Origin of the sequence: Microcoleus sp. Pol12A5, assembly GCF_036701435.1 — a bacterium.
Taxonomy (GTDB): domain Bacteria; phylum Cyanobacteriota; class Cyanobacteriia; order Cyanobacteriales; family Microcoleaceae; genus Microcoleus.
In genome coordinates this window covers 18980-33332 of sequence record NZ_JAUBQU010000016.1, presented here as the reverse complement: position 1 = coordinate 33332, position 14353 = coordinate 18980, and the positions used below count along the sequence as shown (strand labels likewise).

Below are 14353 nucleotides of genomic sequence, written 5' to 3'. Positions count from 1 at the left end.
TTGCCTGTTCCACAATTATTCACACAGCAAAGCTGCCTGTTCACAATTAGTTATAATGATTGCAACAGCAATGATGCCTGTTCCATAATAAGTCATAGTAAGTTATCTAAAGGAGAGGAAAGTTTGCAGTACGAAGAAATACCAACTCAACAGATAATACATAAATTGCGACAAACTTTGGAGCCGCGAATTGGTATTGCTGAGCAGTCTCTGTTGGGAACCGAAAATAGTGCGATCGCCCAAAATGAAGATGACGAAGACATCGCCCTTTTAAAAGCAGGTTTCGACATTTATAACATCCCCATTACCTCTTACCAAAGGCGACTCGGTTCCGCAGTCATAGCCGTTAGAAAAATAGTCCGAAAATTGCTCAGACCCGTACTAGAACGCCAAGTTATTTACAATTTCGCTAATACCCGCGTAGTTCAAACACTGAGCATTCAATTGCAAAAATTGCAAGAAAATCAGCAAACTATAGAGAAAAAAATTCAATCCGACTTCAGCAGCGCATCTCCCGAAGTTACAGCACAGCTTGAGACTCAACAAAGAGCGATCGCAGCTTTTCAGTCGGAAATAGAGCAAATTAAAGAAGTGCAGCAGCAACATACTGCTATTTTAGAGAAGATTACGGCTGAATTGCTCGATCGACAACAATAAAGCATCAAAGATGACAACACTGCCCATATGCTCGTTAATTATAGTCAACTATAACGGTCTGCGCCACACGAAAGATTGCTTAAAATCTCTACAAAAACTTGCGTATCCCGAACAGCAACTAGATTTAATTGTAATTGATAATTGCTCTCAAGACGATTCCGTTACTTCCCTGCGCGAACTATTTCCAAAAGTTCGGATTTTTGTCAACTCCGCCAACAACTTTGCTAAAGCCCTCAACCTCGGCATCAGCGCGGCAAAAGGAGGATATATCGGCTTTCTAAATAACGATGCTACCCTAGACAGTCGCTGGTTAGAGATTCTTGTAAAACGGCTAGAAACTAATAAAGAAGTAGGTGCGACTAGCGGCAAATTGCTGTTTAAAGACGGGCAGATTAACAGCGCTGGCATTCAGCAATTGCCTAATTTTTATTGGAAAGATGTCGGTTTTGGCGAAAAAGATTCGGGACAGTACGATACAGAACGGGAAGTCGAAGGGCTTTGTTGGGCGGCTGTGCTTTTTCGCAGAGAATGTCTCGAAGATGTGGGATCGATAGATGAAGATTTTGTCATGTATTTTGAGGATGTAGAGTTTGCCAAACGCTGCCACAAACGCGGTTGGAAAATGCTTTATAGTCCCGCAGCTATCGCCCATCACGAATATAGGGGTTCGAGTAAAGGAAGCAAACTTACCGAGTATTTCTGCAACCGGAATCGGTTTTTGTATTTGGCAAAACATGAACCGTTGCAATTAGTCAAAGGAATTCATACTTCTGATTTTTTTACTAACAAGCAGTACGATTTGCTGTTTGAGAGTTTATTTGTAGCGATTAAAAAGCTGCTGGATTATCAGAAACCAGAAATCATTGAAACTGTATTGCCACAGTTGTCGGAAAAGTTGGCGGTGATTTACAGTCGGATGAAGATCGATCGCATTTTGTCTCGATTGCAGGTGGTTCGGGGCGATCGCAAAATGTCGATCGCCATTTACGATCACGGGCTGCATTTTATTGGTGGCGGTCAAAAATACGTCGCGACCATCGCCTCGCTGCTACAAAATGAATTTGACATTACTTTTATCGCCAACAAACCAGTTGCTGTTTCCGACTTAGAATCGTGGTACGGACTTAACCTTTCAGGGTGCAAAATTAAAATTATGCCCTTGGCGTTTTACGAGAAACGCGGAATGCAGTGCATCGATTCCAGCATCATCGTGGAAGATATGGAAAATCCCTTTGATGAAATTGCCAGAGAAAGCAAAAACTACGATATTTTTATCAACGCGAACCAACTGGAAAAAGTTAAGCCACTGTCGCCAATCTCAATATTTTTCTGCCACTTTCCCAATACCTTCCGCAACCGTCACTTTGCTGTCGATGACTACACTTTCATTATTGCCAACAGTCAATTTACTGTTAAGTGGTTGGAGAAACGCTGGAACATACAGCCAACTTTTCTGCTTTATCCGCCCGTGGAAATGGCAACAGTTAAAGTTCCGAAAGAAAAAATAATTTTGGCTGTGGGACAGTTTGAAGCTGGGGGAACAAAAAAACAAATTGAACTAATTAAAGCTTTCCGCTGTTTGCTAGCAGATTATCCCAAAGAACTTCAAGGATGGCGACTAATTTTAGTGGGCAGCAGCATTCCGAAAAATCCTTATTTAAAGACTGTTCAGAATTTATTGAAGCAAGATTCAAGGGCGATCGAGCTAAAAGTCAATGCTGACTTTGATGAGGTAAAATCGCTTTATGCTAGAGCGAGTATATTTTGGCACGCCTGCGGTTTGGGTGAAGTCAATCCTCAAAGATTTGAACATTTCGGTATGGCGACTGTAGAAGCAATGCAAAATAGTTGTGCTCCGATTGTTTTCAACGGTGGCGGCCAACCGGAAATTGTCGAACATGGGCGATCGGGCTTTTTGTTCAATACCGTTGAGGAACTTTGCCAGCATTCACATCAACTAATTGTTAATCCCGATTTGCTAGCAGAACTTCAAGCTGGCGCACAGCAACGCAGTCAGAAGTTTAGACTTGCACATTTCGATAAAAAAGTCAATAGTTTTTTTGAGATTATTCACCAAGAGTATGCTACAATTCGGCTGCCAAATCCTGCCGATATAGCTCAAATGCTCGATCGAACTTAAAGGCTAATTCAAGCGTGTCTAACCCACTTTTAATCAATTTATCATTCTTAACACCCGAACCAACGGGAATCGGGACTTACGCCGCTAATCTTTTCCCGCAACTGCAACAGCTAGAACCAACATTACTCGCTTCCCAGCAACTTGAAAATTATACTTGCTATCAAATCCCCGACACTCTGACACCGAATCGCGGCCCTAAAGGACAAATTAACAGGCTGCTGTGGACTCAGTTTGAGTTACCTAAAATTTACAAAAAATTGCAGTCCACCCTCATGTTTTCCCCAATTCCTGAAGCACCTTTGTATTCCGGCTGCCGCTACATCGTCACAGTTCACGATTTAATTCCTTTGCGATTTCCCCGACGGTTTTCTCGTTTAACAGCTTATTTCCGCTACTACATACCGCAGGTTTTGGGGCAAGCAGAACACATTATTTGCGATTCTCAAGCAACGGCGGCAGATGTTGCTAATTTTTACCAAATTCCGCCTAAAAATATGACCGCAATTCCCCTAGCTTGCGATAATATTAATTTTAGATATCTCGACTTGCCCGCCAAAAATTATTTTCTTTATACGGGCAGACACGATCCTTACAAAAACTTAGAAAGATTAATTGCTGCATTTGCGAGTTTGCCCGATCGCGCAAATTGCGAATTGTGGCTAGCAGGGCCTCCCAATGCCTACACGCCGCAGTTGACAGCACAAGTTGAACAATTAGGTTTACAATCTTTGGTAAAATTTCTCGGTTACGTTCCCTATTCTCAATTGCCCGTACTGATGAATCAGGCGATCGCCCTAGTTTTCCCTACACTGTGGGAAGGATTCGGCTTACCAATTTTAGAAGCAATGGCTTGCGGCACACCAGTCATCACATCCAACCTATCATCGATGCCAGAAGTAGCCGGAGATGCGGCATTATTAGTCAATCCTTACAGCGTCGGAGAAATAGCCGAAGCCATGCAAACAGTAGCCACAGATTCAAAAGTGCGATCGAACTTAAAAACTGCTAGTTTAGCCAGATCATCTCAATTTAGCTGGAATAAAACCGGAAAAGCAACCGCCAACATCTTACAGCAATATCTTTAAATATCCCTCTCTTCCTTTCTCCTCTCTGCGTCCTCTGCGCCGTCTGCGGTTAAAAAAACTCCCACCAAAAAACCGCAATCTACATATTATCCCATGCCCAATTCCCAATCTAACTTACTGATCAACCTTTCTTTCCTAATTTCCAAACCAACTGGCTTAGCGATCTACGCCAAAAACCTATTTCCCCATCTAAAACCCCTCAATCCAACATTACTAACAGCCGAAAATTTTCCCAATAGTAACTGCTACCAAATTCCCGCCAATCTCACACCAGAACAAGGAACCAAAGGACACATCAACCGATTGCTGTGGACACAAACTCAACTTCCCAAAATTTACAAGCAGCTAAAATCTAACCTGTTATTTTCGCCAATTCCCGAAGCTCCTTTATTTGCAGGTTGCCGCTATATAATTACAGTACATGACTTAATAGCGCTGCGATTTCCCCGCCGCTTCGATCCTCTGACACCTTATCACCGCTACTACATTCCCCAAGTGCTGCGACAGGCTCAACACGTCATTTGCGACTCTGAATCAACTGCCAAAGATATCACTAATTTTTGCAATATTCCTACTAATTTAATTACGCCAATTTTCCCCGGATACGATACCAGTTTTTTTCGTTTTCTAGACTTACCAACAAGCAATTATTTTCTTTATATCGGGCGCCACAATCCATATAAAAATGTGCAGCGAGTGGTAACAGCGTTTGCTGCTTTGCAGCAGAATTCCGAGTACGAATTGTGGATAGCAGGTTCGGAAGACAAACGCTATACGCCATTGCTGAAGGCGCAAGTTCAAGAATTGGGGTTGGTTGATCGAGTAAAATTCCTAGATTACCTCCCCGCAGCCGACTTGCCCAAAGTCATCAACCAAGCGATCGCCCTGGTTTTCCCCAGTCTTTGGGAAGGATTCGGACTCCCCGTGCTCGAAGCCATGGCCTGCGGCACTCCTGTAATCACTTCTAACCTGTCTTCAATGCCCGAAGTGGCTGGGGGTGCAGCATTATTAGTAAACCCCTACAGCGTCGAAGAAATTGCCTCTGCTATGCACCAGCTTGCAGTCGATGCCAAAGTTCGATCGCACTTGCGGGAGCTCGGTTTAGCCAGAGCAAAACAATTTAGCTGGGAAAAAACAGGTCTGGAAACTGCTGCTATTCTCGATCGATATCTTTAACGAGGGAAGAAGGAAGAAGGAAGAGGGAAGAAGGAAGAAGTCAGTAGGTAGATTAATGCCCCATGCCCCATGCCCAATTCCCAATTCCCCCTCCCCCTGACAGCCTGAGTGAGGGACTGTAGCCCCTTTTACTTATTGATACCCAACTGATCGCCGCGCTTGTACTGCTGATAAGCAGCAAAAAACAGCCCCGACAGAGTAACAAAGATTAGGCCCAGAACAATACCTGAAAGCAGCGGTTCTACCATGAGATCTCCTTAACGTTAAGATTTAACAACCTATTTTTAATATTACCAGCACTTACACAGATGAATTTTCCAAAAAACGCCCTTCCGGGAGTATGAGATCTTGCTCTCCCCGCTGCGAACGATTAAGCTATGTTATGAGAAATAAATTTTCTTGTAGATACTATTTTTAATAGCACTCCTTTGAATAACCAACTTGCCAGGAATGAAATTAAAAACCCGCTCGAGCGACTAGCCATATTTGGGGTAGCGGTGTTGCTTGCCATCATCTTGGCAATGATCGCAATTCGTCAGTTTCAAGTCGCCGATCCTTACGTCAAAAGCGTACTATCCCTCACGGGCAACCCGTTTCAGGGTTCTGCCATCTTTCAAATGAACTGTGCGGGCTGTCACATATCCGTTTCAGACAGTCAAGTCGGGCCCAACTTGCACGGAGTGTCCGAGCGCAAATCCGAATTCGATCTGATCCGGCAAGTCACCAGCGGGCAAACCCCACCAATGCCGCAGTTTCAGCCGAGTCCGCAAGAAATGGCCGACTTGCTGAAATATCTCGAACAAATTTGACCAAAGAAGGGGAACGGAATTCGTTCCCCTTCTTTGGCAAAGCCTCGAAGCATGGGTTTCGAGGCTCTGCTTTCAGTTAGTCCGTCTCTGGTGGGCCGACAGGCAAGTGTAGGATCTGTTGCAACTGCCGAGTTTTATCTGCAGACTAAACCAGCAAGCTAAAACTCTGAGCCGATAACTGGCTCGGCTGTACGCCCGTCACTATAGCCAAAATCTGGTCGCTGTTGGCGATTCCGATCGCCGTCGAGCCATTAGTTTCGGTCAATGACAGTTGATTGAAGTCCAAGCCTCCGAGCAACCCGATCGAATCAACTCCTGCGGTGAAGTTGATAATGGTGTCAATTCCTCCGCCCGCTGACAAGACAAAGCCATTGCTGCCACTGCCACCGACGAAGGTATCGCTGCCAATGCCGCCAAAGAGCAAGTTATCGCCGGTGTCAGCAAAGAGCAAATCATCGCCGCTGCCGCCAATTAAGGTATTGTTACCCTCGCCGCCGCAGAGAGTGTCATTGCCTTGATCGCCAAATAGCACATCGTCGCCAGCGCCTCCCAAAATTACGTCCTCGGCTTTGCCCCCGTACAATAAGTCATTGCCTTCGTCGCCAGAAAGAGAGTCATTGCCACGATTGCCATAAATCGTATCGTTACCGCGATCGCCAAAAATCAGGTCAAACCCTTTGCCACCGAAGAGAGTATCGCTATCGATGCCTCCGTAGACAGTATCGTTGGCCGTATTGCCATTAATGTAGTCACCGCCCCCTCGGCCAAAGATCAAATCGTTGCCGCCCAATCCGAAGATAGAGTCACTGCCGGCACTACCCACGATCGTATCGTCGCCGTTAGGACCATTGATCACATTACCCGCTGAAGAAGTGCCGGGTTCATTGGGAGTAGCGATTCTGGGGAAGTTCTCAGGGCAAACCAAATCTGTCGGTACAGGTGCAGGAGTCGGCGTCGGTACAGGTGCAGGCGTCGGTGTCGGCGTCGGTACAGGTGCAGGCGTCGGTGTCGGCGTCGGTACAGGTGCAGGTGTCGGCGCCGGTGCAGGTGCAGGTGTCGGCGCCGGTGCAGGTGCAGGTGTCGGCGTCGGTACAGGTGGTAGTGGTGGCGGGGTCGGAGTCGGCGTCGGCGGAGTCGGCGTCGGCGCTGGGAAGTTCCCGAAGTTGATGCCAGTGACAATAGCGCCCGAAGTTAGGGTGATGTCGGCGGGTTGGGGTGTGCTTTGGGTAAACCCAGTTTGGTTGACTTCCCGGACACGGTAGGTTCCCGGCGTTAGGTTTGCGAACAGGTAGTTACCACTGTTGTCTGTGGTAGTAGTAACAGGAGCAGGAGCAGTTCCAGCTACAACATTGGTTAACTGAATTTGGAAGTTGGGTAAACCCGGTTCTCCAGCATCCTGAGTGCCATTGTTGTTGGTGTCTTGGAACTTCAGACCTTGGATCGCTCCGGGTTGGGGCAGGAAGTTGCCGAAGTCAATGCCCGTGATGTTATCGGAGGGATTAACCGTAACGGGGGCGGGGTTAGGGGTCGTCTGCGTCCAGCCGTTTTGCTGGACTTCCCTTACCTGGTAAGTACCTGCGGGTATATCTCGGAGAGTGTAGTTGCCCGCTGCATCAGTGATGGTAGTCGGTTCGCCCTGCTGAAAGATGCCATCGGGATTGATACTGTCGAGGAATATTTGCCAGTTACCCAGCCCCAATTCTCCGGCATCCTTAACGCCGTTGTTGTTGAGGTCATTGAATTTTTGACCGCTGATTGTGCTCGACTGGAAGTTGCCAAAGTTGATATTAGCGATGTCTTGACCGCTGGTGACAGTGATGTCATCCGGGTCGGGGGTAGTTTGCGTCCAAGTAGGCTGCAACACTTCCCGCACCTTGTAGGTTCCTGCTGACAAATCGAGGAATTTGTAGTTGCCTGTGGCATCGGTGAGGGTGTTCGGTTCCCCGGTGTCGAGAGTGCCGTTATCGTTGGTATCTAGGAAGAATTGCCAATTGGCAAGCCCTAGTTCCCCGGTATCTTGTACCCGGTTGTTGTTGAGGTCATTGAACTTCAGACCACTTATCGAGTTGGGCTTGAAGTTGCCGAAATTGTTGTTTTGGGAGTCTGTGCCACTGGTGACGGCGATCGTAAACGCGCCGGGAAGAGTAGGCGTAGCTGCATTGACCGGGGGTACAGTTTGCGTCCAGCCTGTTTGTGGCACTTCCCGCACTGTATAAGTGCCGGCTGGCAAGTTGGTGAACTGGTAGTTACCGGCGACATCGGTGACGGCGGCGTTAGTGCCTGTTTCGGCGGCTACTGCGTCTTGGACGCCGTTGTTGTTGGCATCCAGGTAGATTGTCCAGCCTCCTAGGGGTTCTTCTGCTGGCGCTTCTTGGATGCCATTTTTGTTGAGATCGTTAAATTTAATCCCGCTGATTTTGCCCAACTGGAAGTTGCCGAAGTCTTGAGCCGTAATGTTTGTGCCACTGACTGGGTTAATTGGATAAAAAGTCGGGCCTGCGGTTTGTGAGAAACCAGTCGGTACGTCTTCTCTCACAAAGTGCCTACCGGAGCCGACGTTGGCAAAGCTATAAGTGCCAGCAGCCGCAGGTGCGGTGCCTGTAACTTGAGACGCGATTTCCGCGTCGCCTGTATCTAAAGTGCTGTTATTGTTAGTATCTTTGAACAAGCGAACGGTGGTGCCGTTGAGCGGCGTGTCATCAGCAGAGAAGCCGTTGCCTGTGAGGTCGGTGAATTTGGTGCCGCTGACGGTGATGTTTTGGAAAACGCCGAAGTTTTGGGCGGTGACGGGAGTACCGCTTTGGGCGCTAACGAGAATTGCGGCAGCGGGGAAAGAGATGCTGGAGTTGGCTGGGGCCGTGGCTTGTATCAGGTAATTGCCGGGGCCGATATCAGCAAATGTGTAATCTCCGGCTCCTGCAGTGGTTTGTGCAGTGCCGACAACAGTATCTGTGCCGACTTCTAGCGTACCGTTGGCGTTGGTGTCTTTGTAGAGGTTGACCGTGACGCCGTTTAATACGGTGTCATCGGGCGTGAAGCCGTTGCCCGCGAGATCGGTGTAGGTTTTGCCCGCGATCGATGTCCGTTGGAAGTTGCCGAAGTTGGCACCGGTGACATTAACAATACCCGTATTTGCCGGAGTCGGGCCGAGGGTCTGCACCCAAGCATTCTCAGGCGTTCCAGCGGGCGCGGCTTCTGTAATCGGAGTATCTGTTTTTACGTCGCGGAGGATGTAAGTGCCGTCGGCTGCGGTAGTAGCGCTCTTCGTGCCTACAGAAATCACCCAGCCGGGAAGACCTGGTTCAGTCGCCGCGGCACCTTGCAGGCTATCCCCGTTAAGGTCGTTGAATTTAACCCCTGTGACGATCGGGCCGTATTCATAAGCACCGATATCAACACTAGCGCCGATCGTCCGAGGAAAGCCAGCTCCCCGCTGGTCAGTTGCCCCGGCAGCCACAGCCGCGGCGGCGTCGCCGCCATCGATCGCCGGATTAGGAGTCCCAGTGCTGTCAGCCAAAGCATAAGTCAGGGGAACGCCTGTAGCCTGGTTCAATCCTGCGGTAGGGGCGATGACATTTGCTAGAGGAACGGTCAGTTGCTGGGTGGCTGCGAAGCCAGTGCTGCCAGCAAGATTCCCGATCAAATTGTTGATACTGGTGGCAGCGAATGCCCCGAACACGTCGGGACTTGCGCCGCCAAGATTGCCTGCGACGATCGAATTTAGGACATTCACAGTACCGCCATTCGTCGCAATCCCCCCGCCGTTGGCAACAGCAGGATCCGTACCAGCACTATTGCTAGTAATGGTGTTGTTAGTCAGAGTTGCTGTAGCGCCGCTGTTGACAAAAATCGCGGCCCCCGCAGCCTGTCCCGGTGTCGCCCCCGCACCGCCAGCCGCGCCTCCCGTTGCTGTGTTGTTGAACAAAGTGCTGTTGTTCAGGGTCAAACTGCCAGCATTAACAAAAATTGCGCCTCCCAAACCAGCACCGCCGCCGCCACCGGTGGCGCTGCCGGTGCCGCCCGGGGTAAAAGCTCCGAGAGGCGTGCTGGCTCCGCCTGCGGTACCGCTGCCGCCTCCGCCACCGAAGCCGCCGACACCACCGTTGCCGATCGCACCGACCGCAGCAGGGGCAGTAGCAGTACCACCAAAACCGCCAGCGCCGCCACCGCCACCAAAGCCGCCAGCACCGCCAGCACCGCCAGCACCGCCAGCGCCGTTGCCAACAACTCCAGTACCGCCAGCACCGCCAGCACCGCCAGCACCGCCCCCACCGCCGAGGACGCCTACCGCACCGCTACCGCCTGCGCCGCCTGCGCCGCCAGTACCGCCTGCGAAGGTAGTGCTGCCACCAGGACCGCCCGGACCGCCTTGGCCGCCGGGAACGCCCGCTCCAAAAGTATTGTTAACGCCAGCGCCACCACTACCAGCATTGGGTGCAGTAGCAGTACCAGCAGCACCAGGACCGCCCGCAGTTGTGAAGTTGAAGCCAGCAGTGCCACCGAAGAGGGTGCCAAAATCAGCGCTGCCACCAGCACCCGCTGGGGCTACCGCTGCTGCCCCAGCGCCTCCTGTAGCGGTGTTGGCAGTAAAGGTCACGCTGTTAACTGTGACAGCTCCGTTGTTGATAAATAGTGCGCCGCCCATACCGGCCCCACCGCCACCGCCGGCTGTACCGGCACCACCCACAGCGCTACCGTTGGCAATTGTCAGGTTAGAAATGCTGACAGCAGCACCGCTGTCTACAGAGAAGCCCCGGTTAGTGTTGAGATTTAGGGTGAAACCGCCACCGGTCAACGTGATGGGGTTAGTAATTCTGGGCAGAACTTCTCCGGGGGCGAAGGTGATGTCGCCAGTGATGGCAATCGTGTCGGTGTCGGTCAAAACATTTGCCACCAGAATCTTATCGCGCAGTTCGCCAAATGTGGCGACTAAAACTGCACTGTAAGCTTCCCTCGCCTCCGCAGAAAAAGCCAAAGGTGTTTCAATGTTTCCCGTAGTTACTTCGAGTTCCCAGTCTCCACCCAGTGCCGCACTGCCGGTCAAGTTATCGGAAGCGGCAATATTTGCTCCCGTGAGCTGGCTCAGCCTTTCCACGAAAGCCACACCGGCTTCTGTGGCGGCGACGTTGCAACCGTAAAGCAGAATTTCGGGTTTAGCTGTAATTGGAGAGTTAGAGTTTGCCTCAGTTGTTGGCAAAGCAAACCATGTTTCTAAATAATTGCGGTAGCTTTCAATGTTGCTGAGATTTAGTTCTGTTGCTCCCAGTTGCAAGCTGGCTGCTGCGCCGTGAGACAAAATGTGAAGGGCTGCAATGTTTTGCCGCTGTTTAAGTGTTTCGGCGATTTGCTCAATGCCGTCGCGATCGGCTTTCAGAATAACAATTTCTGTATCGGGATTGACCGTTTCTGTTAAACTTTCGCAATCTTTAACTTGTGAATCTGCAAAAACTATCTGGTGTTTCGGTTCTTTATAAAGTTCCACGTTCAAATCCTCCTGGTACACGCACACATCAAATTCATATCACAAACCAACCGCAACAGCGATCGAGCTTTTCTGCTGCAGATGAGAGTCGTTGGCGAAGCCCTCGAAGAGGAGCGCCCCTAACTTTCACCTAAATTGAATATTGACAAAAACGTTTTTTTATGCTTCCCTGCCCTAACTGAGTTAGTTTGATTGTTTAGAAGTTTTAAAGGGAGATATTGTTCCGGCTGTTCCAATAATGTTGGAGAAGATTTGTGCGCTGTTTATTGATCTGCCCGAGATGGAGAAATTACCAGATTTTATAAAAAATGTCAATCTAATAGTTAACTGATGACGATCGATATTTGTGAGTCAAGAGTTATCAATCACGATTATTAGCTGTAAGCTGATATTATTTGGTAGTGGTTGGCTGCTGAATGATATGTATGTGCAATCTAACAACCGCAATCAAATTGCTTGGTAGTAAGCAATACAAGTCCTCTGAGTTTTATGAGGACTTGCATTCCTCACTAGAAGCGTGATAACGGTAATTTTACAGGAATAGATATGGTGACTCATGACTAACATTCCTGGAGCCTGTTAGACTCAATAAACAGGCTAGAATAAATAAAATTCTGCCTGTCAGTACCGAGTATTAACTATTCCAAGTTGGTGCGTGCAAGACTCACTAATTACCAAGTTTCTTCATCGGGATTATTGGAATTGCTCCAGATTTCCACATCTAAATCATTGAGATAAATCAGAGCACTTTCAATCTGTTTACTTGTACCGTTAAGTTCCAAATCAAACCAGCCATCATCTAAAGTTTTGACACCTAACAAAGCTGCATTAAAATTCACCGTCAAACCGTATTCAGAAATCAAGTTAGAGATCACAGGTTCCTGATGGTACTCTTTAGGAACACGAATGCGAATGCGGGTTTGAGTTGGTCTGCTGTCACCGCTATCAGATTGGGGGATATCAGATTCTTGGGTTCTGTGAAAATTGCCGATCGCCTCAAATTCAGATTCGCTAGTGTTGTGAGCTAACATTTGGGCCTCCTAATGTTTTTTTGAGTTTACATTTTGCACCAATATCTTGTAGAGTGCGGATCTGCGAGGTTTTCGAGCTTCCAAGCTGATTGTCGATAGCCACGCACCCTACTAATGACTAACAACTGCGTATAGCCTACAGCCTAATGACTGATGATTATTCTTCAACCTCCTTAATGCTAGTTTTTCGTTCCAAAATCTCCTTAAGCACAAGGGTAATAACTCCTAAAAAACCTAGAATTACCGCCGCTGAAAATGCGGCTTGTGTCGCATACTGCTTGTAAGCATCCTCTACAAACAAAGGCAAAGTTTGCGTTTTTTTAGCAATATTTCCCGAGACCACAGAGACGGCTCCAAATTCTCCCATTGCTCTAGCATTGGTCAAAATTACTCCGTAAAGCAATCCCCAGCGAATACTGGGAAGGGTGACATTCCAGAAAATTTGCCAGTCATTTGCTCCCAAAGTTTTAGCTGCCTCTTCTTGATCTGTACCGACTTCTTCCAAAACGGGAATTACTTCGCGGGCCACAAAAGGCAAGGTAACAAAAGCAGTAGCCAGTACCATTCCAGGGAAGGCAAAAATAACCTTGATATTAGCCCCCTCCAGCCACGGTCCGAACCATCCCACCCGACCGTAAAGCAGTACAATCATTAAACCTGCAACTACGGGTGATATGGCAAACGGCACGTCTAAAATGCTGATTAATAGCGTGCGACCGGGAAATTTATTGCGGCCGATTACCCAGGCTGCACACAAACCAAAAACTGTATTTACAGGCACAACTATCAGAGAAATTATCAGGGTAAGTTGGGCTGCATGCAGAAAATCGGGTGAGGTTAAGTTAGAAAGAAATGGTTCAAATCCTTTGCGGAAAGCTTGGTAAAAAACGTTGAGCATGGGGATGAATAAGACGAGAGCAAGATAGCCGCTCGCAATTCCGATTAAAGTTGGTTTTACCCAGGCTTTCTCCTGACTCCGACTAGAACCCGCAGGCGGAAATTTGTAATCAGCGGGTGAATTGATATTAGCCGTCATAGCGTCTTCTCCATGCTTGTAATAGATTAATTGCGAACAGCATTGCCAGAGAAATACCTAACAGGATAGTGCCGATAACTGTTGCTCCTGCATAGTCGTACTGTTCCAATCTTTGAAAAATTAATACGGGCGCGATTAAATCTTTGAAGGGTATGTTAGAAGCTACAATTACAGTAGAGCCATATTCACCAACGGCTCGCGAAAATCCGAGGGCAACTCCGGTTAAAATAGACGGAAATAACGGGGGTAAAACTACTCGCCAGAAAGTTTGAAATTGAGAAGCACCCAAGCACCAAGCTGCTTCTTCGATGTCTTTTTCCATCTCGTTTAAAACTGGCTGTACAGTCCGCACGATAAAGGGCAAGGAAATAAAGATCATGGCTATTCCTACGCCCAAGCGAGTAAATGAGATCTTGATTCCCAAGGGTGCAAACAGCCCGCCGATCCAGCCGTTATCGCTGTAAACTGTGGCGAGGGTTAAACCGGCGACGGAGGTGGGCAGTGCAAAAGGTAAATCGACTGCTGCATCGACAACCCGTTTTAAGGGAAAGTCGTAGCGGACTAATACCCAGGCAATTAATGTGCCGAATACTCCGTTAATTAATGCCGCCATTAAAGCCGTAAAGAAGGTGACATCGTAGGCGGAAAGAGCGATCGGACTGGTGGCAATTGCCCAAAATTCGGCGGGGTTTGCTGTGCTGGCTTTCAGCAGCATTGCTGCAACTGGAAGCAATAGCATTAAGCTGAGGTAGCCTAGGGTGATTCCCCAAGGTAATGTGATTTTGCCGATCGCCTTTTTGATATTGTCGATCGGAGACTCATGGTTGCTGGTTGGAGATGATACAGCCATAGGTGAATAGTTTTGAGTTCGCAAGAATAGTGAATCTTTTAGCTCCCCGACAACTTCGAGGAAGTCGGGGAGCTGAGCCTTCTGTTT

General features: G+C 48.4%; 10 protein-coding genes. 5 read left to right on the top strand and 5 right to left on the bottom strand.

The window, feature by feature from the left end; translation table 11 throughout:
- Window positions 1–123: 123 nt before the first annotated feature.
- The 4 genes from QUA45_RS06670 (at window position 124) to QUA45_RS06655 (ending at window position 5058) form a co-directional block, all read left to right on the top strand.
- Window positions 124–657, top strand: a complete 534-nt coding sequence (locus QUA45_RS06670) for a hypothetical protein (RefSeq protein ID WP_333095817.1) — start codon at window positions 124–126, stop codon at window positions 655–657.
- Between the two features lie 10 nt (window positions 658–667).
- Window positions 668–2797: a glycosyltransferase gene (locus tag QUA45_RS06665; protein WP_333095818.1), complete on the top strand. Its 2130-nt coding sequence runs from the start codon at window positions 668–670 to the stop codon at window positions 2795–2797.
- Window positions 2798–2811: 14 nt separating this feature from the next.
- The gene (locus tag QUA45_RS06660; RefSeq protein ID WP_333095819.1) at window positions 2812–3882 is read left to right on the top strand and encodes a glycosyltransferase family 1 protein; all 1071 of its coding nucleotides are present in this window, start codon (window positions 2812–2814) and stop codon (window positions 3880–3882) included.
- A 93-nt stretch (window positions 3883–3975) separates the two neighbouring features.
- Window positions 3976–5058 (top strand): glycosyltransferase family 1 protein, encoded by a 1083-nt coding sequence (locus QUA45_RS06655; protein ID WP_333220025.1) that lies wholly within the window; start codon window positions 3976–3978, stop codon window positions 5056–5058.
- A gap of 128 nt (window positions 5059–5186) precedes the next feature.
- Here the strand turns inward: QUA45_RS06655 and petG are convergent, their stop codons facing one another.
- Window positions 5187–5306, bottom strand: a complete 120-nt coding sequence (gene petG / locus QUA45_RS06650; RefSeq protein WP_015174208.1) for a cytochrome b6-f complex subunit V — start codon at window positions 5304–5306, stop codon at window positions 5187–5189.
- Window positions 5307–5486: 180 nt separating this feature from the next.
- Here petG and QUA45_RS06645 point away from each other — a divergent pair, with 180 nt between their 5' ends.
- The gene (locus QUA45_RS06645; RefSeq protein WP_333220024.1) at window positions 5487–5867 is read left to right on the top strand and encodes a cytochrome c; all 381 of its coding nucleotides are present in this window, start codon (window positions 5487–5489) and stop codon (window positions 5865–5867) included.
- A 145-nt stretch (window positions 5868–6012) separates the two neighbouring features.
- Here the strand turns inward: QUA45_RS06645 and QUA45_RS06640 are convergent, their stop codons facing one another.
- The 4 genes from QUA45_RS06640 to cysT form a co-directional block, all read right to left on the bottom strand.
- Window positions 6013–11349: a DUF4347 domain-containing protein gene (locus QUA45_RS06640; RefSeq protein WP_333220022.1), complete on the bottom strand. Its 5337-nt coding sequence runs from the start codon at window positions 11347–11349 to the stop codon at window positions 6013–6015.
- Between the two features lie 671 nt (window positions 11350–12020).
- Window positions 12021–12380: an NIL domain-containing protein gene (locus QUA45_RS06635; protein ID WP_333220020.1), complete on the bottom strand. Its 360-nt coding sequence runs from the start codon at window positions 12378–12380 to the stop codon at window positions 12021–12023.
- Window positions 12381–12537: 157 nt separating this feature from the next.
- The gene (gene cysW / locus QUA45_RS06630; RefSeq protein WP_333095823.1) at window positions 12538–13416 is read right to left on the bottom strand and encodes a sulfate ABC transporter permease subunit CysW; all 879 of its coding nucleotides are present in this window, start codon (window positions 13414–13416) and stop codon (window positions 12538–12540) included.
- Entirely contained in the window at window positions 13406–14266 is an 861-nt protein-coding gene (gene cysT / locus QUA45_RS06625) for a sulfate ABC transporter permease subunit CysT (RefSeq protein ID WP_333039210.1), read from the bottom strand. Before cysT ends, cysW begins: the two co-directional genes overlap by 11 nt.
- Window positions 14267–14353 lie beyond the last annotated feature (87 nt).

Bases quoted from the DNA above. Each gene is read 5' to 3' on its own strand.
- QUA45_RS06635 (WP_333220020.1), bottom strand. From the start codon at position 12,380: ATGTTAGCTCACAACACTAGCGAATCTGAATTTGAGGCGATCGGCAAT.
- QUA45_RS06665 (WP_333095818.1), top strand. From the start codon at position 668: ATGACAACACTGCCCATATGCTCGTTAATTATAGTCAACTATAACGGT.
- cysT (WP_333039210.1), bottom strand. From the start codon at position 14,266: ATGGCTGTATCATCTCCAACCAGCAACCATGAGTCTCCGATCGACAAT.
- cysW (WP_333095823.1), bottom strand. From the start codon at position 13,416: ATGACGGCTAATATCAATTCACCCGCTGATTACAAATTTCCGCCTGCG.
- QUA45_RS06655 (WP_333220025.1), top strand. From the start codon at position 3,976: ATGCCCAATTCCCAATCTAACTTACTGATCAACCTTTCTTTCCTAATT.
- petG (WP_015174208.1), bottom strand. From the start codon at position 5,306: ATGGTAGAACCGCTGCTTTCAGGTATTGTTCTGGGCCTAATCTTTGTT.